This window comes from Bradyrhizobium sp. USDA 4474 (assembly GCF_054057515.1).
Genome location: NZ_JBSRZJ010000002.1, coordinates 2,240,727 through 2,265,609, shown reverse-complemented (window position 1 = coordinate 2,265,609; position 24,883 = coordinate 2,240,727). Strand labels below are relative to the sequence as shown.

22 protein-coding genes and 1 pseudogene are annotated in these 24,883 nt (G+C 64.8%); 9 read left to right on the top strand and 14 right to left on the bottom strand.

Annotation, left to right across the window (positions count from 1 at the left end):
- Window positions 1–16: 16 nt before the first annotated feature.
- From ACVW16_RS12450 to ACVW16_RS12440, 3 genes and pseudogenes are all read right to left on the bottom strand, one after another.
- Window positions 17–1,212, bottom strand: a pseudogene (locus ACVW16_RS12450) (acyl-CoA dehydrogenase family protein).
- Window positions 1,213–1,226: 14 nt separating this feature from the next.
- A complete protein-coding gene (locus tag ACVW16_RS12445) occupies window positions 1,227–2,375 on the bottom strand; it encodes an acyl-CoA dehydrogenase family protein (protein ID WP_456737359.1) in 1,149 nt (382 codons plus the stop codon).
- Window positions 2,376–2,379: 4 nt separating this feature from the next.
- Window positions 2,380–3,231, bottom strand: coding sequence for an enoyl-CoA hydratase (locus ACVW16_RS12440; protein ID WP_456737360.1), 852 nt, complete (start codon window positions 3,229–3,231; stop codon window positions 2,380–2,382).
- Between the two features lie 169 nt (window positions 3,232–3,400).
- Between ACVW16_RS12440 and ACVW16_RS12435 the strand changes: the two genes are divergently transcribed.
- The 3 genes from ACVW16_RS12435 (at window position 3,401) to ACVW16_RS12425 (ending at window position 5,529) form a co-directional block, all read left to right on the top strand.
- Window positions 3,401–4,009: a LemA family protein gene (locus ACVW16_RS12435; RefSeq protein ID WP_456699497.1), complete on the top strand. Its 609-nt coding sequence runs from the start codon at window positions 3,401–3,403 to the stop codon at window positions 4,007–4,009.
- 132 nt (window positions 4,010–4,141) lie between these two features.
- Complete coding sequence (locus tag ACVW16_RS12430) at window positions 4,142–5,029, top strand: TPM domain-containing protein (protein ID WP_456737361.1); 888 nt, start codon at window positions 4,142–4,144, stop codon at window positions 5,027–5,029.
- Window positions 5,030–5,031: 2 nt separating this feature from the next.
- Complete coding sequence (locus ACVW16_RS12425; RefSeq protein WP_456737362.1) at window positions 5,032–5,529, top strand: TPM domain-containing protein; 498 nt, start codon at window positions 5,032–5,034, stop codon at window positions 5,527–5,529.
- Window positions 5,530–5,591: 62 nt separating this feature from the next.
- On the opposite strand, the gene ACVW16_RS12420 is transcribed toward ACVW16_RS12425, so the two are convergent.
- Entirely contained in the window at window positions 5,592–6,404 is an 813-nt protein-coding gene (locus tag ACVW16_RS12420; protein ID WP_456699494.1) for an MBL fold metallo-hydrolase, read from the bottom strand.
- Window positions 6,401–6,772: a cyclic nucleotide-binding domain-containing protein gene (locus tag ACVW16_RS12415; protein ID WP_456699493.1), complete on the bottom strand. Its 372-nt coding sequence runs from the start codon at window positions 6,770–6,772 to the stop codon at window positions 6,401–6,403. The genes ACVW16_RS12420 and ACVW16_RS12415 overlap by 4 nt, the downstream gene beginning before the upstream one ends.
- Before the next feature lie 280 nt (window positions 6,773–7,052).
- Here ACVW16_RS12415 and ACVW16_RS12410 point away from each other — a divergent pair, with 280 nt between their 5' ends.
- The 3 genes from ACVW16_RS12410 to ACVW16_RS12400 all read left to right on the top strand — a co-directional run bounded on the left by ACVW16_RS12410 (window position 7,053) and on the right by ACVW16_RS12400 (window position 9,903).
- Window positions 7,053–8,069 (top strand): hypothetical protein, encoded by a 1,017-nt coding sequence (locus ACVW16_RS12410; RefSeq protein ID WP_456738287.1) that lies wholly within the window; start codon window positions 7,053–7,055, stop codon window positions 8,067–8,069.
- 93 nt (window positions 8,070–8,162) lie between these two features.
- On the top strand, window positions 8,163–9,710 hold the full coding sequence (locus ACVW16_RS12405) for a hypothetical protein (RefSeq protein ID WP_456737363.1): 1,548 nt from the start codon (window positions 8,163–8,165) through the stop codon (window positions 9,708–9,710).
- 28 nt (window positions 9,711–9,738) lie between these two features.
- Window positions 9,739–9,903 (top strand): hypothetical protein, encoded by a 165-nt coding sequence (locus ACVW16_RS12400; RefSeq protein WP_456699491.1) that lies wholly within the window; start codon window positions 9,739–9,741, stop codon window positions 9,901–9,903.
- Window positions 9,904–9,912: 9 nt separating this feature from the next.
- Here the strand turns inward: ACVW16_RS12400 and ACVW16_RS12395 are convergent, their stop codons facing one another.
- From ACVW16_RS12395 to putA, 3 genes are all read right to left on the bottom strand, one after another.
- On the bottom strand, window positions 9,913–10,560 hold the full coding sequence (locus ACVW16_RS12395) for a glutathione S-transferase family protein (protein WP_456737364.1): 648 nt from the start codon (window positions 10,558–10,560) through the stop codon (window positions 9,913–9,915).
- A gap of 155 nt (window positions 10,561–10,715) precedes the next feature.
- Entirely contained in the window at window positions 10,716–11,921 is a 1,206-nt protein-coding gene (locus tag ACVW16_RS12390; protein WP_456737365.1) for a CaiB/BaiF CoA transferase family protein, read from the bottom strand.
- Between the two features lie 113 nt (window positions 11,922–12,034).
- Window positions 12,035–15,034, bottom strand: coding sequence for a bifunctional proline dehydrogenase/L-glutamate gamma-semialdehyde dehydrogenase PutA (gene putA / locus ACVW16_RS12385; RefSeq protein ID WP_456737366.1), 3,000 nt, complete (start codon window positions 15,032–15,034; stop codon window positions 12,035–12,037).
- Window positions 15,035–15,148: 114 nt separating this feature from the next.
- On the opposite strand from putA, the gene ACVW16_RS12380 reads away from it, so the two are divergent.
- A complete protein-coding gene (locus tag ACVW16_RS12380) occupies window positions 15,149–15,610 on the top strand; it encodes an Lrp/AsnC ligand binding domain-containing protein (protein WP_456737367.1) in 462 nt (153 codons plus the stop codon).
- Between the two features lie 168 nt (window positions 15,611–15,778).
- On the opposite strand, the gene ACVW16_RS12375 is transcribed toward ACVW16_RS12380, so the two are convergent.
- The 4 genes from ACVW16_RS12375 to ACVW16_RS12360 form a co-directional block, all read right to left on the bottom strand.
- Window positions 15,779–15,979 carry a cold-shock protein gene (locus tag ACVW16_RS12375; RefSeq protein ID WP_008134691.1) on the bottom strand — a complete coding sequence of 67 codons (201 nt, stop codon included), beginning with the start codon at window positions 15,977–15,979 and terminating at the stop codon, window positions 15,779–15,781.
- Between the two features lie 196 nt (window positions 15,980–16,175).
- On the bottom strand, window positions 16,176–16,484 hold the full coding sequence (gene sorB, locus ACVW16_RS12370) for a SorB family sulfite dehydrogenase c-type cytochrome subunit (protein ID WP_456737368.1): 309 nt from the start codon (window positions 16,482–16,484) through the stop codon (window positions 16,176–16,178).
- Window positions 16,485–16,495: 11 nt separating this feature from the next.
- Complete coding sequence (gene sorA / locus ACVW16_RS12365) at window positions 16,496–17,695, bottom strand: SorA family sulfite dehydrogenase catalytic subunit (RefSeq protein ID WP_456737369.1); 1,200 nt, start codon at window positions 17,693–17,695, stop codon at window positions 16,496–16,498.
- A gap of 136 nt (window positions 17,696–17,831) precedes the next feature.
- Window positions 17,832–19,568, bottom strand: coding sequence for an adenylate/guanylate cyclase domain-containing protein (locus ACVW16_RS12360; RefSeq protein WP_456737370.1), 1,737 nt, complete (start codon window positions 19,566–19,568; stop codon window positions 17,832–17,834).
- A 226-nt stretch (window positions 19,569–19,794) separates the two neighbouring features.
- On the opposite strand from ACVW16_RS12360, the gene ACVW16_RS12355 reads away from it, so the two are divergent.
- Entirely contained in the window at window positions 19,795–21,360 is a 1,566-nt protein-coding gene (locus ACVW16_RS12355; protein ID WP_456738288.1) for a glycosyltransferase family 39 protein, read from the top strand.
- 103 nt (window positions 21,361–21,463) lie between these two features.
- On the opposite strand, the gene ACVW16_RS12350 is transcribed toward ACVW16_RS12355, so the two are convergent.
- Window positions 21,464–22,492 carry a YcjF family protein gene (locus ACVW16_RS12350; protein WP_456699484.1) on the bottom strand — a complete coding sequence of 343 codons (1,029 nt, stop codon included), beginning with the start codon at window positions 22,490–22,492 and terminating at the stop codon, window positions 21,464–21,466.
- Complete coding sequence (locus tag ACVW16_RS12345) at window positions 22,489–23,958, bottom strand: YcjX family protein (RefSeq protein ID WP_456737371.1); 1,470 nt, start codon at window positions 23,956–23,958, stop codon at window positions 22,489–22,491. Before ACVW16_RS12345 ends, ACVW16_RS12350 begins: the two co-directional genes overlap by 4 nt.
- A gap of 181 nt (window positions 23,959–24,139) precedes the next feature.
- On the opposite strand from ACVW16_RS12345, the gene trhA reads away from it, so the two are divergent.
- Entirely contained in the window at window positions 24,140–24,835 is a 696-nt protein-coding gene (trhA, locus tag ACVW16_RS12340; RefSeq protein WP_456737372.1) for a PAQR family membrane homeostasis protein TrhA, read from the top strand.
- The last annotated feature ends 48 nt before the right edge of the window (window positions 24,836–24,883 follow it).

Below are 24,883 nucleotides of genomic sequence, written 5' to 3'. Positions count from 1 at the left end.
AGTGCGGAGGAGAGGGCTAAATCCCCAGCATCATCTTGGCGATGATATCGCGCTGGATCTCCGACGTGCCGCCGAAGATCGTGTAGGCGCGGCCGTTGAGATATTCCGGCACCACCGTCAGCATGTCCTCCGGCAGCGCCGGCTCGTGGTTGAGCTTGTAGAGCGGACGCATCGGCTCGACCGCCAGCGCATCATGGCCGATCACGTCGACGCCGAGCCGCGTCACGGCCTGCCGGATCTCGCTGTTGCGCAGCTTCAGGATCGACGACACCGCGCCGGGATTTTGTCCGGTCTGCAGCGCAGAGAGCACGCGCAGCTCGGTCATTTCAAGCGCATCGATGTCGACCTCGACCTCGGAGATGCGGAACGCGATGTCAGGGCTCTCGATCGCGCGGCCCGTGAGATCGGACTCCGCAAGCTCGGTGATCGCGCGCAGTCCCTCGCGCAGCTTGGCTGATGCAATGCCGGAGCCGCGCTCGAATTCGAGCAGATATTTGCCGTAGGTCCAGCCCTTGCCTTCGTCGCCGACGCGGTTGGCGACGGGTACGCGCACGTCGTCGAAGAACACCTGGTTGACCTCGTGGTCGCCGCCAATGGTGAGGATCGGGCGCGTCGTGATGCCCGGTGCCTTCATGTCGATCAGGATGAAGCTGATGCCGTCCTGCTGCCGCGGTCCCTCGCTGGTGCGCACCAGCGCGAACATGCGGTTGGCATGGTGCGCATGCGTGGTCCAGATCTTGGTGCCGTTGATGATGTAATCCTCGCCGTCGCGCACCGCGCGCGTCTTGAGCGAGGAGAGATCGGAGCCCGAGCCCGGCTCGGAATAGCCCTGGCACCAATAGTCCTCGCCGGAGAGAATCCGCGGCAGGTAGAAAGTCTTCTGCTCGGGCGAGCCGAAGCCGATGATGACCGGCCCGACCATCTTCACGCCCATCACATTCACATTCGGCACGCCGGCGCGCGCGCACTCGCTCTCGAAGATCCAGCGCTGCGCCGGCGTCCAGTCCGGGCCGCCATATTCGACCGGCCAGCCCGGCGCACCCCAACCCTGCTTATGCAGCGCACGCTGCCAGGCCATGCCGATGTCCGGATCGGAGAACACCGAGGGCGTCAGCGCGGTGGCACGCTTCATCTCCTCGGAGAGATTTTTGGCGTGAAACTGCGCACCTCGCTCTGGAAGGCGCGCTCCTCGGCATTGAACGACAGGTCCATGATGCGCTCCTGTGTCAGGCGGGTGAAGTCGTGCGGCCGAGCTGGGCATGGCGGGCATAATGGTGCGCGCTGCCGCCGAACAGCGTATCGAAGGCGACGAGCCGCTTGAAATAGGCGCCGACCTCGAGCTCCTCGGTGACGCCCATGCCGCCGTGAAGCTGGATCGACTGCTCGCCGACGAAGCGGGCGCATTTGCCGATCTTCGCCTTCGCAGCCGATGCAGCGCGGGCCCGCTCGACCGGCGCGCTGTCGGCCTTCAGCGCGGCGCGCAGCGCCATCGAGCGCGCCTCGTCGACCTGAATGGCCATGTCGGCGAGGCGATGGCGGATCACCTGGTTGGCGGAGAGCGGCCGGCCGAATTGCTTGCGGATCTTGGTGTAGTCAAGCGTGGTGTCGAGCAGCGTCTGCATGATGCCGACAGCCTCGGCACCAAGCGCAGCCATCGCACGATCGACGGCCCATTCGATCGCCGGCAGTGCGTTTGCGCCACCGCCGAGCAGGGCGTCGTCGGGCAACTGCACGTCGGAGAGTTCGATGTTGCAGGCTCGTCCCCCGCCGAGACGCTGGTAATCGGAAATCGCGAGCCCCGCTGCCGTCGCCGGCACCATAAACAGCCCGATCCGTCCTGATGGTCCCCGATGATCATGCAGATGCGCTGACACGATGATCTCGTCGGCCGCATGGCCGTCGAGCACGGCGATCTTGCTGCCGGTGAGGTGCCAGCCTTGTGCCGTCTTGGTCGCCGATGTCGCGACCTTGGCAAGATCGAACCGCGCGGCACGCTCGGAATGCGCGAAGGCGAGCTTCAATGTTCCGTCCGCGATCTTGGGCAGGTTCGCCTGCTTCTGCGCCGTCCCGCCGCATCGCTCGATCAACGCGGCGCCGAGCACGACCGTTGCGATGTACGGCTCGGACACCAGCCCGCGGCCAAACGCGTCCATCAAGATGCCGATCTCGACCGGACCGCCGCCGAGGCCGCCGAACTCTTCCGGGATCGGCAACGCCAGCCAGCCGAGCTCGGCGAACTGCTTCCAGACTTCAGGGCTGAAGCCGAGTGGGTCCTTCGCCGTCTTGCGGCGGTGGTCGGCGTCGTAGCTCGCGGCCACGAAGCGTTCCGCGCTCTCGCGCAGCAGTCGTTGCTCGTCGCTGAGATTGATATCCATGTCTTTACTCCGCGGCCGCCGGCTTGTGCACGGAGGGATGCAGTCCGGATGGATCGACCACCATGCCGAACTCCTGAAGGTTGTGGGCGTGACAGAGCTGATGCAGAGCGAAGGCCTGATCGATCGCGGCGGGCTGCCCCATCACGTCGACCGAGCGGTTCACCGCCTCCTTGGTCAGCTTCAGCGCAAAGGACGGCTTTGCCGCGATCCGGCGCGCGAGCTCCAGCACGCGCGATGACAGCTCCGCGCGCGGCACGACCTGGTTCACCATGCCGAGCTGGTGAGCCTCCTGCGCACTCCACGAGTCGGCGGTGAACAGAAATTCCTTGGCCTTCCGGGGCCCGAGCTCCCAGGGATGCACGAACCATTCGACGCCGCAGACGCCCATGGTGACGACGGGGTCGCAGAACTGCGCATCGTCGCTGGCGACGATGAGGTCGCAGGCCCAGGCCAGCATCAAGCCACCGGCGATGCACTTGCCGTGCACCTCGGCGATGGTGGGCTTGGCCAGGTTGCGCCAGCGCCGCGTGATCTGGAGATATATCTCCTGTTCGCGCGCGAAGCGGCCGTGGGCGTTGGCTTCCGCAAAGCCGCCCCAATTTCCTACCGGCGGAAAATCTGTGCCTGCGGCATTTCTGGGCCCCGGGCGCAGATCGTGGCCGGAGGAGAAATGCGGCCCGTTGCCAGCCAGGATGATCACCTTGATCGCATCGTCCTGCACCGCCGTGTCGAAGGCGGCGTTGAGGTCGTAGGTCATTTGCAGGTTCTGCGCGTTGCGCGCGTCGGGCCGGTTCATCACGATCCGGGCGATCGCCGGCTCCGGCCGCTCCACGAGGATGGTCTCGAACGAGGACATGGCGCGCTCCCTGCATTTTCGTCTCGTTGGCCGCGAGTTGACTATGTCGCGTGCTGGCAGGCAAGGGGCTTGCGTCAGCCGGCTGCTTTTCGCGCCGCCGGCGCGGGATATCTGGCGTCGGATGCACTCGATCTGGTAGCTTGCGCCCGATTCCACCGGGAGAAATTTGATGCGCAAGATCCTGACCGTGCTGGCGGCGCTGGCCTCGCTCAGCCTCACCAATTGCGGCTACAACGCCATTCAGAGCCAGGACGAGCAGATCAAGGCCAACTGGTCCGAGGTGGTGAACCAGTATCAACGTCGTGCCGATCTCGTGCCCAATCTGGTCAATTCGGTGAAAGGATTTGCGCAGCAGGAAAAGGACGTGCTGCTCGGCGTCACCAACGCCCGCGCCAAGGTCGGCAGTATCCAGGCGACGCCGGAGGTGCTCAACGACCCCGCTGCCTTCCAGAAATTCCAGGCCGCCCAGGGCGAGCTCTCAAGCGCCTTGTCGCGGCTCCTCGTGGTCACGGAGAACTATCCGCAGCTCAAGTCGGACGCGCTGTTCAGGGATTTGATGTCGCAGCTCGAGGGCACCGAAAACCGCATCACGGTCGCGCGTAACCGCTACATCAAGTCGGTCCAGGACTATAACGTCACCATCCGCTCGTTCCCGACCAATCTCACGGCGATGATGTTCAGCTATAAGGAAAAGCCGAACTTCTCGGTTGAGAACGAGAAGGAAATCTCGACCGCGCCGAAGGTCGATTTCAATCCCACGCCTGCGCCCTCGAAGTAAGCGCGTTCGTCCCCGATGCGCGCCCCACCCATTGCTGTCATTCCCCGAGAAAGCGGGGAATCCAGTACGCCGCGGCCTTTCCGGACCGCGCTGGCGTCTCTGGAATACTGGTTCGCCCGGTCAAGGGGGGCGATGACACTGAGTGTATGGCGCGCAACGATTGTGGCGACGCTTTTCCTTGCCTTCGTCCTCCCCGCCGCGGCCGACGTCGCCATCCCGCAACTGACCGGCCGCGTGGTCGACCGGACCGGCACGTTGTCGAGCGGCGACATCGCCGCATTGTCGCAGAAGCTCAGCGATTTCGAGGCGCGCAAGGGCAGCCAGATCGCCGTGCTGATCGTGCCGACGACGGAGCCGGAGACGATCGAGCAGTTCTCGATCCGTGTCGCTGAAGCCTGGAAGATCGGCCGCAAGAAGGTCGACGACGGCGCGATTCTCGTCGTCGCCAAGAACGACCGGCACTTGCGCATCGAGGTCGGCTACGGCCTCGAAGGGGCGCTCACCGACGTTACCTCGCGGCGGATCATCGATGAGGTCATCACGCCGAAATTCAGGGACGGTGATTTCGCCGGCGGCATCTCGGCCGGCGCGGACCGGATGATGCGCGTCATCGACGGCGAGCCATTGCCGGCTCCTTCGCGCAGCGTGAATTTCGCCAATCTGGATGATATCGGGCCGGCTGTTCCGTTTGTCCTGTTTGCCTCGCTCGTCGTCGGCGGATTCTTGCGCGCACTGCTGGGGCGGCTGCTGGGCTCGGTCGCGACGGGCAGCATGATTGGCCTTCTTGCGCTGCTCATCCTCGGATCCGGCGTGCTGGCCTTGCTCGCCGGAATCATCGCCTTCGTGTTGTCCTTCATCGCCGATCTGTTTCCGGCATCGACGGGGTCGTCGCGCGGTGGTTCCTGGTCGAGCGGCTCCTCGTCGGGCGGCTGGAGCAGCGGATCGTCGTCCAGTGACAGCGGCAGCTTCAGCGGGGGCGGCGGCAGCTTTGGTGGCGGCGGCGCCTCGGGGAGCTGGTAGTCATGAGCATCGGACGTATCACCAGGCATCTCCTCCAGCACCACTGGCGTGCGAGGCAAGTGTTTCCGAAAAGTGTGATCGAGCGCATCGAGCGGGCGATCAAGCAAAGCGAGAGGACGCATTCCGGTCAGGTCCGGTTCGTCGTGGAAGGTGCGCTCGACGGCCGGCCGCTGTTCCGCAATCAGCACGCTCGCGAACGCGCGCTCGATTTGTTCTCCCATCTGCGGATCTGGGACACCGCGCACAACAATGGCGTGCTGATCTATCTGCTGCTCGCCGACCGCGATGTCGAGATCATCGCCGATCGCGGCATCGATGCGAAGGTTGGTGCCGCGGGCTGGGAGGCGATCTGCCGTGCGATGGAGGCCGAGTTCGGCGCGGGCCGATTCGAGCGCGGCGTGGTCTCCGGCATCGAGGCGGTGTCGCGGGAGCTTGCGAAGTACTATCCGCCTGCGGGGCCACATCCGAACGAACTGCCGGATGCGCCGGTGGTGATGTAATCGCGGCAGTCTGGATTGCTTCGCGGCGTCGCAACGACGCATTGGCAGATGCGCCTGCGCGTTCAATCATCCAGCTTGTTCAAATCCCGCACCGACTGCATGATCGGCTCGAAGTTCGATCGTGCATCGAGCGCTTCGAACAATTGCGTGGTGTCTTCCAAGAGGCCGTGTGATCGCGCAATCGCGATGCGCACGTCTTCCTGCGGTGTGTCGGACAGCCTTCCGTGCCCGGACAGCAGGATCTTGGTGTTCAGCCCCTTGATGCGCTCCAGCGACTGGATGTAGTCGGAGATGCTGCCGGAGCCGAACACGCCGCCCATCACGCCGCCGGGCATCAAGGTATCAGCGGCAAACAACAAGCCCTTATCCTGCTCGAACAGCGTGATGCAGGCCGAGGTATGGCCCGGCGTGTACATCACATTGAGGCGGAAATTGCCGAGGTCGATCAGGTTGCCCTCCTCGAGCCAGATGTCGATATTGATAGGCACGTTCGGCTCGTTGAACATCTTGCGCAGCATCGAGAAATCGTCGCGCAGCATGATCTTGTTGGCGGCCAGACGATGGGCAGCCACATAGGTGCGGCGCTCGTTGAAGTGCCAGGCCGCGCCGATATGGTCGAGATGCTCGTGGCTCAGCACCACCATGTCGATCTTCTCGGGCGGGCATCCGGCGAAGCTCAGGCACTCGGCCATCGCCGGATAGTTGGAGGACAGGCCGACATCGATCAGGATGGTGCGTGCCGAGCCGCGCACCAGATAAGCGTTGGCAGCGCGGTTGAAAAAGCGGATCTGGTAGACGTCATCGGCCGCCTGGATCAGCGAGCAGACGTCGTTCTTCATCAGGATCGGGAATGCGGTCGGCTTGCGCTCACTCATGATTGCGCCGCCCGGTAGGTGACGGCGTTGGAAGCGCGCAGGCGTTTCGATAATGCGTCCATCACCATCAGCGCAAACGCCGGTTGCTGGCTGACGAGATAGACGAAGCGCGCGTGGTTGATCCGCATCACCTTCGTATCAGGCGCCGATGCGATCGCGGTCGCCGAGCGGGCCGAGCCGTCGATCACGGCCATCTCGCCGAAGAACTCGCCCTTGCCGAGCTTGATGATGCTGGTTTTGCGGGCGCCGTCGAGTTTGGCGATCTCGACCTCGCCGTCGAGCACGACGAACAATTCGCGGCCGGTCGAGCCCTCCTCGAAGATGACGTCATCGACACCGAACGCGTTGATGCATTTCTCGATTGTCATGGCACCCCCCAAACGCCTTCTGGCTGACGGGACGGCCCATGTTAACCGGGGAACGGTCACGGGCAAACACCGGCCGTTCCGGCCATTGCTCCGCCGTTCATCTTCATCCGGTTACAAATTGTTTCATGCCGGCCACGCGGGTTCCACTTTCCCGACCCAATTCGGCCCCGGACGAGTTCCTAAAATTTCGGTAAGCGGGTCCCGAGGTAAGGAATTCGCAAGCAATGAAAGTTACCAAAAGGTCAACCGAGACTGGAGTATTTGAGCCGTGAGCGAACCCATGCCCGAACTGGCTGGCCAGGACAGCGCCGCAGATGCCGCCGGAGCAGCCGTGCCGCCGGCCGTCGAGGCTGCCGCCGGCATCGATGCCCCTTCGATCGCCCCCGACCATGAGACGCCGCCCAAAGCAGATGCCCCGGCCGTCGAGCCGCCCCGGATCGTGGTCCCGAAGTTCGAGGGTAAGGCCGAACCCAAGGCCGAACTCGAGGCCGAGCCCAAGGCGGAGCCCAAGGTCGCGCCCAAGGCGGAGCCAAAGCCCGGCAAGCTCATCGTCATGGCGCCCCCGGAGCAGTCGTGGGAGCGCGAAGAGTTCGCCCCGCATGTGAAGGCTGACGAGGTGCGGGATACTGCCGGCAAGCGTCGCCTTTCGGCGATGGCCGCGGTCGTCGCGATCGCGGCTTGCGTCGGCGCCGCCAGCGGCGCGCTCGCGACCGCCGGCATGATGCATTTCGCCGGTCCGGCACCGGCGCAGGTCGCCGATACCAGCGCGCTGGATGCGTCCATCTCCCGGATCGACGCCGACATCGTCGCGCTCAAGGCCAATGTCGAGCACAGCTCGAAGAATGGCCTCAGCCAGATCAACCGGGCCAATGATCGTCTCGACAAGCTCGAGAAGGCGCAGGCGGAGCCGATGGCCAAGCTCGCCAAGCTGTCCGAGGCCGTCGACAAGCTCCGTGCCACGCCGCCGTCCGCCCCTGCGCAGGCTGCCGCCGTGGCGCCCGCCAAGGAAACCACCGGCACGATAGCAGCACCGGCCCCGACCCAGGTTGCGACGGCTGCTCCTGCGGCGGCTCCCGTGCCTGCTGCGCCCAAGACCGAAGTCGGCCGCCTGCCGACGATCGAGGGTTGGAGGCTGCGCGACGTCGCCAACGGCGGCGCGCTGATCGAAGGCCGGAGTGGCCTGTACGAGGTCTATGCCGGGGATCCCATCCCCGGAATCGGCCGCGTCGACGCGATCCGCCGTCAGGATGGGCGCTGGGTGGTCGTGACCAGCAAGGGCCTGATCGTCGGCCGCTAAGCGTCCGATATCTCAATTTCGACGAGGCGCTTCACCACCGCGTGAAGCGCCTTTTCACTTGAATAGGCTGTCGTCCGCGGTGTTAGTGGAGGCATGAGCCGCGCGCTGCGAATTCTCCTGGCTGCCGCCATGTGGTCCGGCAGCATCATGTCGCTCTCGGCAGCAGAGAACGCGCCGCTCGCACGCGGCACCGCGATCACTGATCCCGATCTCCTGCGCAGGCTCGACCGGAGCGGTGCGCTGTCGATCTCCCGCCTGTTGCAGCCCGAGCGCAACGCGAATGCTCCGCTGACGAGCGACCTGCTGTTCACATCACTGTCACAGCTCGAGGAGATTCCGCCGGCGATCGATGCGGAGTTCGATCGTTACATCGCCCGGCACAGGCGGGCTTCGCCGAGCGAGACCATCGGCGTCGGCGAGGGTTTCGACGTCCAGCTGTTCGATCGGGCGGCGCTGAGGTCGGCCAATACCCGCTTCGTGCTGGCGGGCATCGTCAACCGCATGGACCGCGCCTATGTGTCGGAAGAGTCCTGCGGCGAGATCCGCCTGATCTATCGTCTGGTGCGGTTCGACACCAAACCGGATGGCGGTAACACCGCGACGCGCCTGCCGATGACGTTCAATCTGGTGATGAAGGCACGCGATGCGCGCCAGCTTGATCAGAGCGGCAAGCCTGTCACCTGTGCCGAAGTGGCGCGGCGCTGGCTCGGCAATGGCGACTGGCAGGGGCTGATCGGCAGCCGCGCCGCGCCTTACGATGCCATGCTCGACCGCGTCGAGACCAACATCCAGATCTCGATCTCACCCAAATCGGCACTGCACGATTTCCGCTCCGACTATCTGCTCAAGGTGTTCAAATACGACGGCGCGACCAAGATCTTCGAGGAATCGACGCTGGAGAACCAGATCGATCGCGACCGCATCCTCGCGGATGACGCGCTCCGGCGCGACTTCAAGGCCTGGCTGCTGTCATCGGCGAATCTTCGCGAGTTCGATCGGGGCACCGTGCTGATCCCGGAGAAATATCTCGCCAAAGCTGCCGTGGCACCAACTCCTGGGGGCCTCGACGCCTCCCCGTTGCAGCCGGAGTTCGGCATGATGCAGGGGGAAGAAAAAGGCGAGGGCAACGATCCCATCTTCGCGGACGATGACGTCGTCGGTGCGCTGAAGCAGGCGGCGGCGCGCGGCATCACCATGGAAAACATCCGCTCGGTCGCAGGCTTCCAGCGCCGTCTCAATGACGTTACCTGCTCGGGCTGCCACCAGACCCGCGGCATCGGCGGCTTCCATTTTCCTGGTGTGGACTGGCTGACGGAGGGGGCTTCAAATTCGACCATCGTGCCGGCCTCGCCGCATTTCTTCGGCGACCAGCTCCGCCGCCGCGACATCCTGGCAGCGTTCGCAGCCGGCAAACGCCCTGATTTTTCGCGCGGATTTGCCGGCCGGCCGCAGACCCGCGGCGCCCAGGAACTCGCCGGCACCGAATATTTGGACGGCTGGGGCGCCCATTGTTCCCTGCAAAACGAGGGATCGGGAACGCCGGATCAGAGTTTTACGTCATGGACCTGTGCTAAAGGTCTCACCTGTCAGCCTGCGGCGGCCTCGAGCCGCATTGGCATGTGCTTCATCAAGACGCGTTAGGCCCGCCCCCAACCGGTTCGGATGACCCATGACGGACACCCGCGACGCTAACAAGGAGCGCAATCGCGAGATCGCGCGCAACGAGGAAGCCAAACAGGTCACCGGCAGCATCCGCGTCAGCGCCTGGGCGGTCGCGGTCGTCGTCATCATTGGCGGCATCCTGTTCACGCTCGGCTGGCTGGCGCTGAGGTAAGAGGCGCCTTCACTTCGCATAATTCGTCATCCGCTTCCCCGGAAGCAGCTCATAGGCTGGCTTCCAACCGGGCAGCGCGGCCATGCGGCCGAGCCAGCCGTGGACGGCAGGATGGCTTGCGGCGAAATCAAAGCCGTGCTCGTCGCTCGGGTAGTGCAGATAGGCCATCATCGAGATATCTGCCACAGTTGGCTTGCTGCCGATCGCGAACGCGTTGTTCTGGAGATGTCCGTCGAGAATGCCGAGGAAGTCATCGAGCCGCCGGCGAAAATGCTTCAGCACCTGCGGATCGTTCTTCTGAGTGAAGGCTCGCATGAAGCGGTAAGTCGCCATGTAGCCGGTGAGCTTGTGGTTGTCCCAGAACAGCCAGCGCAGCAGCTCGTATTTTTCGGCTTCCGTCGCGGCGCCGAAGCGGCCATATTGTTCGGCAAGCTTGAGGAGAAGAGGCGCCGTCTGTGTCATCTTCACGCCGTCGACTTCGAGCACGGGAATCTCGCCCATCTCGTTGACGGCCTTGCGCCATTCCGCGGTGCGCGTGACCCCGCCGGCGAAATCGGTCCACACAGGCTCGAACGTCTCGCCGCAAAGCGTCAGCATCAGCGCCAGCTTGTAGCTGTTGCCGGATTCGGGGAAGTAGTGCAGGCGATAGGCGGGCATGGGACCTCACGGAGACGAATTTGCCGTGAGACTATATCGCGATAGTGCGGCATCGTCGTTGCGAGCGCAGCGAAGCAATCCAGCAATGCATTCGCGGTGGGCTTCTGGATTGCTTCGCTGCGCTCGCAATGACGGGGTGAGCGCGATGCGCCCCCTTACCCCACAGCTCCCTTCGACCGCAGCTGCTCGATCGCGGCCTCGTCATATCCCGCGCCGCGCAAAATCTCGTCACTGTGCTCGCCGACGCCGGGCGGCTTGCGCGGCTGCACCTTCTTGGCGCCGTCGATCCAGATCGGCGAGTTGATGGTGAGCATGCCGTCGTTCTCGAACGGCACCAGCACCTCGTTGTCGAGCATCTGCTTGTCGTCAGGGATGTCGTCCAAAATGCCCACAATGCCGAACACCAGCCCGTTGCCATCCAGGATCTTGCGCCATTCGGCGAGGTCCTTCGTCGCAAAGGTCTCGTCAAAGATCTTGATCAACTCGATCGAGCGGGCGTGACGGTCGGGCTTGGTGGCGAAACGCGGATCGTTGATCAGGTCCTCCCGCCCCAGGCATGTGGCCAGTGTCGGCCACTGCTTCTCCTCGTTGAGCAGCGACAGGATCAGCCAGCGACCATCCTTGCATTGGTAGTGGTTGGCAACAGCGTTGAGCGCGCGCTCGCGCGGCCGCCGCTCGCTGAACTTGGCGCCGCACAGCTTTGCCTGGGCCAGCACGCTCGCCGCCCACACCCCGTTCGCCATCAGATTGGAGGCGACATGAGAGCCCTTGCCGGTCTTCTCGCGCTGATACAGTGCGGTGACGATCGCGCTGTACAGCGCCATGGCGCAGGGATGGTCGCCCATGCCGGCGATCGAGCGCGCCGGCGTCGTGTCGGTGTCGGCGCGGACGAGGTCCATCAGGCCGGAGCGCGCCCAATAGGCGTTGCTGTCGAAGCCGGGCTTGTTGGCTTCCTCGCCCTTCTCGCCATAGCCGGTGAAGGAGGCGTAGATCAGCCGGTCGTTGAGGTGGGCGAGGTGGTCATAGCTGATGCCGAGCCGGCCGCGTACCGGCGGCGGCATGTTGGTGATGAAGACATCGGCCTCCTCGACCAGTCTGTAGAGCACGGCCTGCGCCTCGGGCTTGGAAAGGTCGAGCGCGAGGCTCTTCTTGTTGCGAGCCTCCAACAGCCACGCATAATTGTGCTCGCCGGTGGGATAGCCGGGCAGGTTGGGCAGATTGCGGTAGGGATCCCCAGTGCCGGGCGGCTCGATCTTGATGACGTCGGCGCCGAAATCGGACAGCACGGTCGCAGCCGCGGGCGCCGCGATGAAGCTCGCGCAGTCGAGAACCCTGAGCCCTGCAAAAATTCCTTTTTCCATCGCGGCGTTGCTCCCTCGCTCTTGTTGTTTCCCGCCGGCTGGAATTTCCGCGGGTCGCTCGTGGAGGCGCATTAGACCGATGTTTCAGCGCGATGCAACGGCCCTCGCGGGCCTCACTCCTCTCCGGCGAGCAGCGCTGCGTTGCCGCCGGCTGCGGCGGTGTTGATGGTCACGGTCTGCTCGGTGGCGAAACGCGGGAGATAGTGCGGGCCGCCGGCCTTGGGGCCGGTTCCGGACAGGCCGTTGCCGCCGAACGGCTGTACGCCCACCACCGCGCCGATCATGTTGCGATTGACGTAGATGTTGCCGACCTGGACGCGGTCGATAATGGCCTCGATCGTGTCGTCGATGCGCGAATGGATTCCGAGCGTGAGTCCGTAGCCGGTATGCTCGATCGACTGCAGCACATGTTCGAGCGTCTCGGCGCGGTAGCGCACCACATGCAGGATCGGGCCAAAGACCTCCTCGGTGAGCTGGCCAGCATCGCGCAGCTCGAAGATATGCGGCGCGACGAAGCAGCCCCCCGGCGCGATGCCGGCAAAGTGCAGCCGCGCCTCCGACTTCATCCGCGCGATATGCGCATCGAGCCGCTGCTTGGCATCAGTGTCGATCACCGGGCCGACATGGGTCGCGACCTCAGAGGGATCGCCGATCTTCAACTCGCGCGCCGCGCCCGCGATCATCTCGATCATGCGGTCCGCGACGTCCTCCTGCACGAACAGCAGCCGCAGCGCCGAGCAGCGCTGGCCGGCGGAACGGAACGCCGAGGTGACGACGTCGTCGGCGACCTGCTCGGGCAGTGCGGTGGCATCCGCGATCATGGCGTTGATGCCGCCGGTCTCCGCGATCAGCGGCACGATCGGTCCGTCCTTGGCGGCGAGCGTCCGGTTGATGTGGCGCGCGACCTCGGTCGAGCCGGTGAAGACGATTCCGGCAATATCGGCGTGCGCGGTCAACGCTGCGCCGATGCGGCCGTCGCCGGAGACGAGATGCAGCGCGCTTGCGGGGATGCCGGCCTCGTGCAGCAGGGCGACAGCCTCGCGCGCGATGCGCGGCGTCTGCTCGGCGGGCTTCGCAACGACGCTGTTGCCGGCCATCAAGGCCGCGGTGACCTGGCCGAGGAAAATCGCCAGGGGAAAATTCCATGGCGAGATCGCGACGAACACGCCGCGGCCGCGCATGGCAAGCGCGTTGCTTTCGCCGGTCGGGCCCGGCATCGCGGTCTCGCTGCCGAACAGCTTCCGGCCCTGCGCGGCATAAAAGCGGCAGAAATCGGTGGCTTCGCGCAGCTCGGAGAGCGCATCGTCGAGCGTCTTGCCGCCTTCGGTTTGCAGCAATGCGATGAAATGCGCGCCGCGGCTTTCCAACAGATGTGCGGCCTGCTCCAACGCCGCCGCGCGTACCGCCGCAGGCGTCCGGCTCCATCCAGCAAAGCCCGCACCGGCCGCCGTGATCGCCGCGCTCGCCTGCTCGAGCGTCATATCTGTGACCGGCTTGAGATCGGGCGCCGCGGCCTTGACGTCAGCCAGCAGCCTATCGAGCGCTGCGCGCTCGCCGAACTCGATGCCGGCCGAATTATGCCGCTCCGGCGCGAACAGATCGCCCGGCAGCGGAATCCTGGCGTGGTGCGCGTGATCGGGACGGACGATGAGATCGACCGGACGCTTCAACAGCGCCGGTACCGGCACGCGATAATCGGCCGCCTGCGCCACGAAGGACGAGTTGGCGCCGTTCTCCAGGAGCCGCCGCACCAGGTAGGCGAGCAGGTCGCGATGGCTGCCGACCGGCGCGTAGGTGCGGTAGGCGATCTCAGGATGGTCCTTGGCGAGCTGCTCATAAAGTGCTTCGCCCATGCCGTGCAGGCGCTGGAATTCGAAGCCGGAGCTGTCGCCGGCAAGCTCGAGCACGGTTGCGACGGTGAGCGCGTTGTGGGTCGCAAATTGCGGGAAGATGCGCGGCCGCAGATTCAAAAGTTTGGAGGCGCAGGCGACATAGTTCATGTCAGTCATCGCCTTGCGGGTGAATACCGGATAACCGTCGAGCCCACGCTCCTGCGCGCGCTTGATCTCGGTGTCCCAATAGGCACCCTTGACCAGGCGCACCATCAGCTTGCGATCATGGGCGCGCGCGAGTTCGTGGATGTAATCGATCACCGCGCTGGCGCGCTTCTGATAAGCCTGGATCGCAAGCCCGAAGCCGTCCCATCCCCCAAGCGAGGGGTCGGCCAGCGTGGCCGCGATCACGTCGAGCGACAGCTCCAGCCGGTCGGCCTCCTCGGCGTCGACGGTGAAGTTGAGGTCGTGGGCCTTGGCGCGCTGCGCGAGGTCCAGCAGCTGCGGCACGAGCTCGGCCATCACGCGGTCGCGGCTGATCGCCTCGAAGCGCGGATGCAGCGCCGAGAGTTTCACGGAGATGCCCGGCCGGTCGGGCAGGGGATGGTTGCCCGCGGCCTTGCCGATCGTCAGAATCGCGCTCGCATAGGCATCGAAATAGCGCTTGGCATCCGCAGCGGTGCGCGCGCCTTCGCCGAGCATGTCGAAGGAGTAGCGCGGCCTCTCACCGGAGCGCGGCTTGCCTCGCTCCAGCGCCTGCCCGATGGTCTCGCCCAGCACGAAATGATTGCCCATCAGCCGCATCGCCTGGCGTGTGGCGGTGCGCACGGCAGGCGCGCCGAGCCGCTTCACCAGCCGGCCGATGGTGCCGTCAGGTGTCTCGCCGGGCTGGATCACCCGCGCCGAGAGACCGAGCGCCCAGGCCGAGGCGTTGACCAGGAATGCGGTGGACTTGGTCTCGTGATGGATGAAGTCGCCCTCGCCGAGCTTGTCCTCGATGAACTGGTCGGCGGTGCGCGCGTCAGGCACGCGCAGCAGCGCCTCCGCCAATACCATCAGCGCGAGGCCTTCCTTGGTGGAGAGCGCAAACTCCCGCAGCATGTCCTCGACCCCTCCGAGCCGGTCGTCGCGCTTGCGGATCGCCTCGATCAGGCGCGTCGCGGTGCGGTCGATCCGCGCTTCCTGCGGGGGGCTGAGATGCGCCGATGGAAACAGCCGTGCAGCGACGTCGGCATCGTCAGGGGCGTACGGAGCGGAGAAGGGCGGCGGGATGGTCGGCATGGCGTGTCCTGTGGCTGAAAACCAGGATAAGGCCCACGTAACCGTAGTTCGATAGACAAAATAGCCATTCTACCTTAGAAAATGAAGGTCAACAGCTCATTGGTCGTGTGAAATATGGAACTCGATCGGATCGACCGGAAAATCCTCTCGATTTTGCAGGAAGATGGGCGAATCGCCAATGTCGAACTCGCCGAGCGCATCGGACTGTCGCCGACCTCGACCGGCGAGCGGCTGAAGCGCCTGCAGCGCGAGGGGTTCGTCGAAGGCTATGGCGCGCGGCTCAATCCGCACCGGCTGGGCCTGGGCTTGCTCGTGTTCGTCGAGGTGCTGCTCGACAAGACCACGCCTGACAATTTCGAGCGCTTTGCACGCGCGGTGAAACTCGCCCCGGAAGTGCTGGAGTGTCACATGGTTGCAGGCGGCTTCGACTATCTGGTGAAGGCGCGGCTGGCCGACATGACCGCGTATCGGCGCTTCCTCGGCGAGACCCTGCTGTCGATGCCGGGCGTGCGGGAGACGCGCACCTATGCGGTGATGGAGGAGATCAAGCGCGACGCACCGCTGCCGGTGGGCTGACGAAATGCGGTCGCGATTGTCACTGCTGCGGCGTTGATCTACGATTTCTCCAGGCAAATAGCCTTTCGTGTGCAGTCGCAACGCCTGTCGTCGAATGCACGGATCGTCTTCTGAAATTTTCTTGGCCTCACTCCCGGACTGACCCGGGAGGCAGCAAGAGCTGGCGGCTTATACTTTGAGGTTCTCTGCGGAGGTCTTGCCCCGGTTTGCGATCTCTTCGTATTCCACCGTCTGTCCTTCGTTCAGGGACGACAGACCGGCTTTCTGCACTGCCGAGATATGCACGAACACATCCTTGCCGCCCGACGCAGGCTGGATAAATCCATAACCCTTGGTCGGGTTGAACCACTTGACCGTACCTTTAGCCATAACGACTTCTCCGCGGGTCTTCCTCCGAGATCACGAACCGCCAGTCCCCGCCAACCGGCCGGTTCGGTCCTACAGGATACGCGGAATGAGGCGGGCTTGGTAGATCAAACCACATCAGCATTTCGCCGAAATTCGCTCAACTTCGCAGCGTTTTTGCCTGTTTTGCCCGTTTCGCGGTCAATTGACCCTGACACCGTCAATAAGTCGCGGCCAGATAGTCCACGATCTTGCCGACGTCGGCATCGTCGATCGGTGCGCCATAGACCTTGATCATCTTGGTGACCTCGGCCTGCCAGAAGGCTTTCTTGTCCTTCATCGGCGGCTGCGTCGCGATGTAGTCGGACGAGTGGCAGGCGGTGCAATTGCCTTGAACCACTTCGAGATTGGGCCCAGCCTTGAAGGCCGCGACCTCGTCCGGCGTCTTGTAGTCGATCGGTGCTGCAAGGGCCGAACCCAGCATGGCGGTGACGGCGAGCGTAACGGCGCCGAGAACGGTGCGCTGCATGATCATTCTCCTCAGGCCACGCTGGCGCGGACGGTTTCGACGACATTGCGCAGATAACCCGCCGGGTTCCAGCGCGGCGTGTCGGGCTGCGTCTCACCGGAATTGCTGGTCGCGCGCACCTTGAACTCGACCTGGCCCGCGGCAAGCTTCACCGGCAGCTTCCATTCGCGGAAGGAGTATTTGCCGAGATCCTTGCCGAGCTTGGCGGAGGCCCACGTCTTGCCGCCATCGGTGGAGACGGACACGTCCTTGATGCCTTTGCCACCATCGAAGGCGATGCCGCGCAACGTCGTGCGGCCGGCCTTCAGCTTGGCGCCATCGGGCACATTGGTGATGAAGGAGCGGATGGTGAAGCGGTTGATCGGGATCGTCGCCTTGGGTGCCGTGCCGGGCGGGACCGAATTGTCCGGCGTATCCGGAATGCGGTAGGCCGACTTCATCCAGAATCCGTCATAGACGGAATCGAGGACGGTGATCTCGTTGAGGTGCTTGACCCAGTAGGTGCCGTAATAGCCCGGCACGATCAAGCGCAGCGGAAAGCCGTTGAGGAACGGCAGGTCCTCGCCATTCATGCCATAGGCCAGCATCACCTCACCGTCGGTGGCGTGATCCAGGTCGAGCGCCTTGGCGAAGTCGGGCGTCTTGTCGCTGACCGGCCCGTCCATGCCGCCGAAGACGACCTGCTTGGCGCCGGTCTGCACGCCCGCCATTTCCAGCACGGTCTTCAGCGGCACGCCGCGCCAGCGCGCATTGCCCATCGCGCCATTGGCGAGCTGGCCGCCGGCGACGCGCGGCTCAAAGAAGCCGCGGCTGTTACCGGAGCACTGGTTGACGGCGACGATCTCGGTCGCCTTCATCTTCCTGATGTCCTTCAGCGACAGCTTCAGCGGCTTGTCGACCTTGCCCTTGACCTCGAGCGTGAACTTGTCAGGGTCGAGATCGTAGGGCAGGCCGGCGAGGTGGTAGCGCACGAAGAACGCGTTATTCGGCGTGATAGGGCCGTCGTTGAACACCGCGAATGGCGTCTCGAGCTGCGGCGGCCGGCTGGTGAGCCCGATCATCGGCCGCTTCTGGGGATATTTCACCAGCGGCCGCTCGCCATTGGCAAACGGCAGGGTGACGGAGTCGAGAGCCAGTGCCCTGGTTGAATTCAGTGTGGCCGTCAGTGCGGCAAGACCCGCTCCTTTCAGCAGGTCGCGTCGGTCGAACATGTCGTCTCCTCCCGGAGCTTTTCGTTGGCCCGCGGTCATCACCGCAACACCCACGTTCATCTGTCTCAACCATCACGTTGAAGTCAATTCGTGCTTTCGCAGCAAGCCCATGCCGTTGCGCCGCAACACACCGGTGCTACGCCGCGACGCGCGCGTCGCCGGCGATGAGGGGGGACAATGTCCTGGTGTCGGCGACGACGCGCACGACCATCGGCTCGTCGCGGCCGCGGATCGCGACCTCCTGCTTGGGCAGTGCCTCCTCGTCCAGGCCGGCGGTGCGGCGGACCTCCTCGGAGACCACAGCCTCGCAGGCGAGCGTCTTGGTCATGTCCTGAAGGCGGGCGGCGACGTTCACGGCATCGCCGAGCGCGGTAAAGACGATGTGGTCGCGATAGCCGATGTCGCCGATAATGACCTCGCCGCCATGGACGCCGATGCCGAAGCGGATCGGCTGGCGCAGGTCGTGGCTCAGCAGCTCGTTGAGCTCGTCGACATGGGTTGCGATGGCGGCCACCGCCTTCAGCGCCTGCCGGCTCGCGGTGTGCGGATCGGTTGTGAGGCCAAACAGCGCCAGCATGCCGTCGCCGACGAACTGGTTCGGCTGGCCCCCGTTCTCGATCACCGCCTGCGACACCGCGCCAAGGAAACGATTGACGATGAAGACGGTGTCGAATGGCAGCCGCTTCTCGGCGAGCTGGGTCGAGCCGCGCATGTCGACGAACAGGCTGACGAGATAGCGCTCCTGACCGATTCGTGCCGGCGAGGACGCTTGCGCGTTGCCCGACAGCATCTGTGGCGTGAACAGCTGGAAGAAGGAGAGATCGCAGTTTGGCCGCAGCTGGCAGGCGAGGCGGATCGAGGGATCGGCGGTGCCGACGCGAGCCAGCACGAAGGCCTCGCGCTGCGACGGCTCTGGCAATGTGTCGTGGTCGCCGATGATGCGGATCCGGCAGGTCGAGCAGCGGGCGCGGCCACCGCAGACGCTGGCATGCGGCACGTTGTGGCGCAGGCTCGCTTCCAGCACGGACAGGCCTTTGGGCACGCGCACGGTCTTGCCGTTGCCGTAGGACAGCGCGATCATGCCGCCACGCCGCTCGCGCCAGCCGCGCACGCCGCGCGCGAGCAGCGCCAGCCCGAGCAGCCCGAAGTAACTGATCGTCAGTCCAGCGCTGATGCGGTCGAGCGTGTCGGCCTGTGCGAACGTGCCGACCTCGCGCTGCGTGTAATTCTGCCGGCGCCAGTCGCTGTCCTCGCTGTCGGCGGCGACACTGCGGCCACCCTGGTAGATGCCGAGCAGCGCCAGCGTCGGGATCAGCACGGCGGCCGCCAGCAGATACGGTGCGGCGCGCATGAAGAACGGTTTCAGCCGGAGCCAGAAATAGATGCCGATGCAGCCGTGCACCCAGGCGACGATCAGCAGGATCGTCATCGTCCAGAGCCGGCCGGGCGCCACGACGAAAAACAGATAGAGCTCCTGCGGATAGAGCTTCTCGTGCCCGTACAGCGTCTGGCCGAGCCGGATGCCGATGACATGCGCCATGACCAGCGCCGGAATGCTCAGCCCCAGCACGAGCTGCAGCGGCTCGATCGTCCGCCAGCGGAACTCGCGGCGCTGGTACAGCGCATAGACGCCGAGACCCATATGGGTGAGGGCCGCGCTATAGAACACGATCGCGACGGGCAGGAACTGCCAGAACGCTATGTGGTAGTAGACGCCGACCTGCATGGCGTCGACCGAGATGTTGCCCAGCGCGTGGTTGAGGAAATGGCTGATCACGTATGCAAACAGGATGACGCCGCAGGCCAGCCGCACCTGCCGCGCGCTGGTCGAGCGGACGAGTTCGGGCAATCGTGAAAGCGCGGTGGCGGCCATGATTCGCTTGTACCAGTTCACTGAGGAGAACAGCCAGTAGAGAGTTAAATTCCGCTGATAGACGGCCCTTCCGATCACATGCGCGGCAAGGTTACCTGACGGTAAGCATCGTTCACCCCAACGGTCCTGGCCCGGGACGGCCGACAAGACCGCAACACCCACCACATTGACTCCCCCTCACAAGTCAGGGAAAAGCGCGGCCGTGACGATCGCTACCGATATCACCATGAAGCCCAGCGGCGCGTTGCGCCGGCCTCTGGTCATTGCCGCGTTGGTGATCGCCGCGATGACGGTGCTGCGCATCGTCTATGCCTCCGCGATCGAGCTGCGCACCGACGAGGCGTATTACTGGACCTGGTCGAAGGAGGGAGCGCTCAGCTTCCTCGATCATCCGCCCGGCGTCGCCTGGCTGATCCGATTCGGAACCGCGATCTTCGGTGACACCGTGCTCGGCGTTCGCTTCGGCGGCATCGTCGCAATGCTGGTCACGCAGTTGTTGCTCGCCGATATCGTCCGTCGCCTCACCCATGATGTGCGCGCGGTCGTTGTTGTGGTGCTGATGCCCGAGGCCGCGCTCTATTACGGCCTGCTGATGGCCAAGGTTGCGCCCGATGTCGCCATGATCCCGTTCGCGGTGGCGATGATGTGGTCGCTGGTGCGGCTCGCGCAGAGCGGCGACGGGCGGTGGTGGCTCGCAGCCGGCCTGTTCGCGGGCCTGTCGCTGCTGTCGAAATTCACCGCGATCATGTTCGCGCCGGCGGTCGCCGCTTTTCTGCTGGTGCCGGATTGGCGCTGGCGCTGGCTGCGCAGCCCCTATCCCTATCTGGCGCTGCTGATCGCGATCGCTGTGTTCTCGCCGGTGCTGATCTGGAATGCCCAGCACGACTGGGCCTCCTTCCGTTTCCAGGGCGTGCGCGCCACGGCCAATTACGGCATCTCGCTGCGCACCATCGGCGACTACATCGGCCTGCAATTCGGTCTTGTCGGATTCGTCATGTTGCCGGTGGTGCTGTCCGGCCTCGCGATGACGGCATGGCGTGGCTATCGCTCCCGTGAGCCGGTGGCGATCCTGCTGTCGACGGCGGTGCTGGTGCCCTTCGCCTATTTCCTCCTGAAGTCGATGACGCTCAGGGTCGGCGATACCTGGCCGATGTTCATGTGGCCGGTTGGTTTCGCGGCCGCCGCCGTGAACCTCGCGATGCTGTCGAAGGAAGGCCGGTCCGCGCAGACGATCCGGTCGAGCCTGTTCTGGGTCAACACGGCCCTGGTTTCGGGGATCGCCTTCGTCGTGGTCGTGTTCCTCTATTATGTCGCGGCGCCCTGGAATTTCCTCGGCAAGATCGATCCGATCGGTGCCGAAGCCGGCTTCGATCAGGTGGCCGCACGCGCACAGGCCGCGCTGGATGAGACAGGCGCGACCTGGATCGCAACCACCGACTATCGCACCTACGCCATGATGCGCTGGCTGTTCCGCGGCCGGGTCCCCGTGATCGAGATCAACGAGCGTGGCCGCTTCCAGGACTTTCGCGATCCCGGTATGGACCGGATCAGGGGGCATGCGGGACTCTATATCGGTCGCCGGCCCGACGATGACTCGCCGGTGTGGCAGCAGATCCCGGCAAGGCGCGCGCCATTGGCGCAAGTCGAGCGGCGCTGGCGCGGTGTCCTGATCGATACCTACACGCTCGACAAGCTCACCGGCTGGACCCCGGAGCTTTCGCCGCCAAAGGATTCGCCGCTGTTCCGGTGGAGGGTGCTGGCGTGGGAATTCGCGGAGCGCTCGCTCTCCTAAAGCGCGATGAGATTAGGATGAATCGTCATCGCACTTTAGCTTATTGTTTGCGCATGATCTTTTCGGAAAACCGCTGCACACTTTTCCGGATCATGCTCTAGCGCTACGCCTCGTCCTCTTTCCTCCGCAGCAAATCCGTCGCCAGATCCGACAGTTTTGGCGGCGGCAGGGCGGCGAATGGCAGCGGCCTTGTGACGTCTATCGCGGCCAACCCCAGCCGCGCCGTCAGCAATCCGTTGAGCATGCCTTCACCCAGCCGCTGCGACAGTTTTGCCGCGATCCCGTGCCCGAGCATCTGCTGCACCAGGCTGTCGCTCGCGGCGAGGCCGCCGGTGATGGCGAGATGGGCGATGACGTGGCGGAGCAGGCGGATCATGCCGAGCGCGCCGGGTCGGCCGCCATAGAGCCGGGCGAGCTGGCGGATCAGGCGCAGCGAGGCCACGAGCACGAAAAGCACGTCGAACAGCGCGCGCGGCGACACCGCCGTGACGATCGAGACCCGCTGGGCGGCCGACGACACCAGCCGCCGCGCCTCTGTATCCAGCGGCGACATCAATTCGCGTTCGGCGAGCCGGATCATGTCGGCCCCGTCGATGATCTCCCCGGTATGGCTCTCCAGCGTCGCGCGCGCGCGGGCAAGCTGCGGGTTCTGGTGCGCGATGGCGATCAGATCCCGCACGATGGCGCGGCTCTCCTTGCGATCGTCGCTCAAGAGCACTTCGGCGGCACGCCGGTGCAGCTTCTCGATCGTCGCAAGCCGCGCGAGCCCGAGCGCCTCGCGCCCGATCACCACGGCGAGCGCAAGCGTCACGATGAACGCGAGCGCGAGCCCGACAAAGCCGAGGCTCTCGCTGCGCGCAAACAGGCTCTCGATCAGATTGACGACGCCGAGCCCGGTGCCGAGCAGCGTCAGGCCGGCGAGGCCGGACCAGAACAGCGCGCCCCAGGGAAAGCCGCGCCGCGCCGGCAGCGCGGTTTGGACCGGTACCGGCAGCAATGATGGATCGGGCTCCGGCGTGATCTGGATGCTGGCGCGGCTGAGCCGGCTGATCTCGTCGGCCTCGGTCACGACGACGCCGGGATCGTCAAGCCGGAACGTCGCCGGCCGCCGTGGCTTCGATGGGTCGCTCATGCCAGCTTGTCTCCGATCAGGAACTGCAGGGCACGGTCCAGGCGAATGTGGGGCAGCGCGGGCTCTACAGTGCCTTCACGTTCGAGCATTGGCGGGCGGAAGCGCAGAAAGCGAAAATCGCTCGTCTCGCCGGCCTGCGTCGACGATCCGCGGAATGCATCCGTGCCATTGAACAGCGGTTCGGGATCCAGTGGGAGGTCGCCCGGAAAAGTCGCAACCTCCGTGTTGCCGTCGAAGAACTCGCCGCCGGCACTTTCGCCCGCCGCCGGCGTGCCCAGGATCGAAGGCAATTTGTCGCGGCCGTTGCTGACTTGAGCTTCGCGGGTGGCGCGGACGGCGGCAAGCGCCACGACATCGATCCGCGCGCCGGTATCTTCCGCGCGCGCCACGGCGCGGGTCACCGCGCGGCGCAGCACGGCTTCGAGCCGGTCGTGGCTGGAATGATGCAGATGATCCGCTTTGGTCGCCGCGAACAGGATGCGGTCGATACGCGGCCTGAACAGGCTGGACAGGAACGTGCTGCGGCCGATGCGGAAGCAATCGAGAATACCTGACAGCGCCGCTTCGAGATCGTGCAGTGCTTCAGGCCCCGCGTTGAATGCGGCGAGCGCATCGGCGAGCACGATCTGTCGATCGAGCCTTGCGAAATGATCCCTGAAGAAGGGTCGCACCACGACGTCCTTGTAGGCCTCGTAGCGGCGCACCATCATCGCCCACAGCGATCCCTCCGGCGCCTGTCCGCCTGTGGGGACGTCGAGCGGAGCGAAGGTCAGCGCGGGCGTGTCCGCAAGATTGCCGGGCATCAGGAAGCGGCCGGGTGGCAACAGGCTCATCGCAAAGCGCTCGTCGCGGCAGGCGCGCAAATAGCTGGTGAAGAGCTTTGCAGCCGCGAGCGTCGCCTGCTCGTCCTCGCGCGCCTCGGGCTTGAGCGTTGAGAGATGCGCGTGCCAGTCCGCGGCCAGATGCGCGCGCGGCGCTTCGCGCGACAACGCCAGGCTTTCGGCGGACCACTGCTCAAAACTTTTCTGCAGCAGCGGCAGGTCGAGCAGCCATTCGCCGGGATAGTCGACGATGTCGAGCGTGAGTGTGCGGTCGGCGCCGTTTGGACGCTGATAGTCGATGACGAGACGCAGCTCGCTGATGTCGACGGTCGAGCTCGGCCAGCGCCGCTCCTCGATCAGCGCACGCAGGTGGTTCTCATAGGAAAAGCGCGGCACGGCGTCATCAGGCTGTGGCGCCAGATGGGCCCGCGCGATCCGGCCGGAGGCATAGGCCTCAAACACCGGAAGCCGGCCGCCGCGGGTCAGGCCGTGGATCAGCGCGGTGATGAATACGGTCTTACCGGCCCGCGACAGGCCCGTGACACCAAGCCGTACCGTGGGATTGAAGAAGTGCTCGCCATAGTCGATCAGCGCCCGGGCCGACAGGCGCGCCTCCTCGACCATATCCTGGAAACTGAATGCCATATGAACGTGATTGGTCTCGGGGCGCGGGCGGAACGGTGAAGCCGTTCACAAAAGTGGCAATTGCGCGGGGAAAATCAAGCTTCATACTTCCACCGCCTTTGTCGGCAAATCAGCCGATCGAACGACGCGCCGGTCCCAAACCACCCACACAAGAGGGCATTGCCCCGCTCAGCGGATTGCCATGACCATCTTCAGATTGAAACAACTAGCATCCACCTCGGTCCACGCAGCAGCCGATGCAATTCGCTGGAACTACGATCGCGCCGAGCTGATCGCAGACGGCGTCATCCATGCGATCGGCGTGCTCGCCGGCATCATCGCGGCGACCGTGCTGGTGGTGTTGGCAGCGGTCTATGCTGACGCGACCAATGTCATCGGCGTCTCGGTCTATGTCGCCGGCCTGTTGTCGATGCTGGTGCTGTCGGCGACCTATAATCTCTGGCCGGTCTCGCCGGCCAAATGGCTGCTGCGCCGCTTCGATCATTCCGCGATTTATCTCCTGATCGCGGCGACCTATACGCCGTTCATTCTCGAGGTGAGGGACAGCGTGTTCGCTCTGGTGCTGCTCGCCGGCGTCTGGTGCGTGGCCATATCAGGCATCGTGCTGAAACTCTGCTGGCCCGGCCGGTTCGATCGCCTCTCGGTCGGGATCTATCTCGCCATGGGCTGGAGCGGTGTGATGCTCTATGACGCCGTGGTCAGAGCGTTGCCGGCGCTGGCGCTGGGTTTCATCGTGGCCGGCGGGCTGCTCTACAGTTTGGGCGTGATCTTCCACGCCTGGCGGCGGCTGCGCTTCCAGAACGCGATCTGGCACGGCTTTGTCTTGGCCGGTGCGGCATGCCATTATACCGCGGTGCTCGACCTCGTGTTGAACTGAGCACGTCCCGGGACGCGGGATGAGACCATCTGAGAAAACAGGAGACGT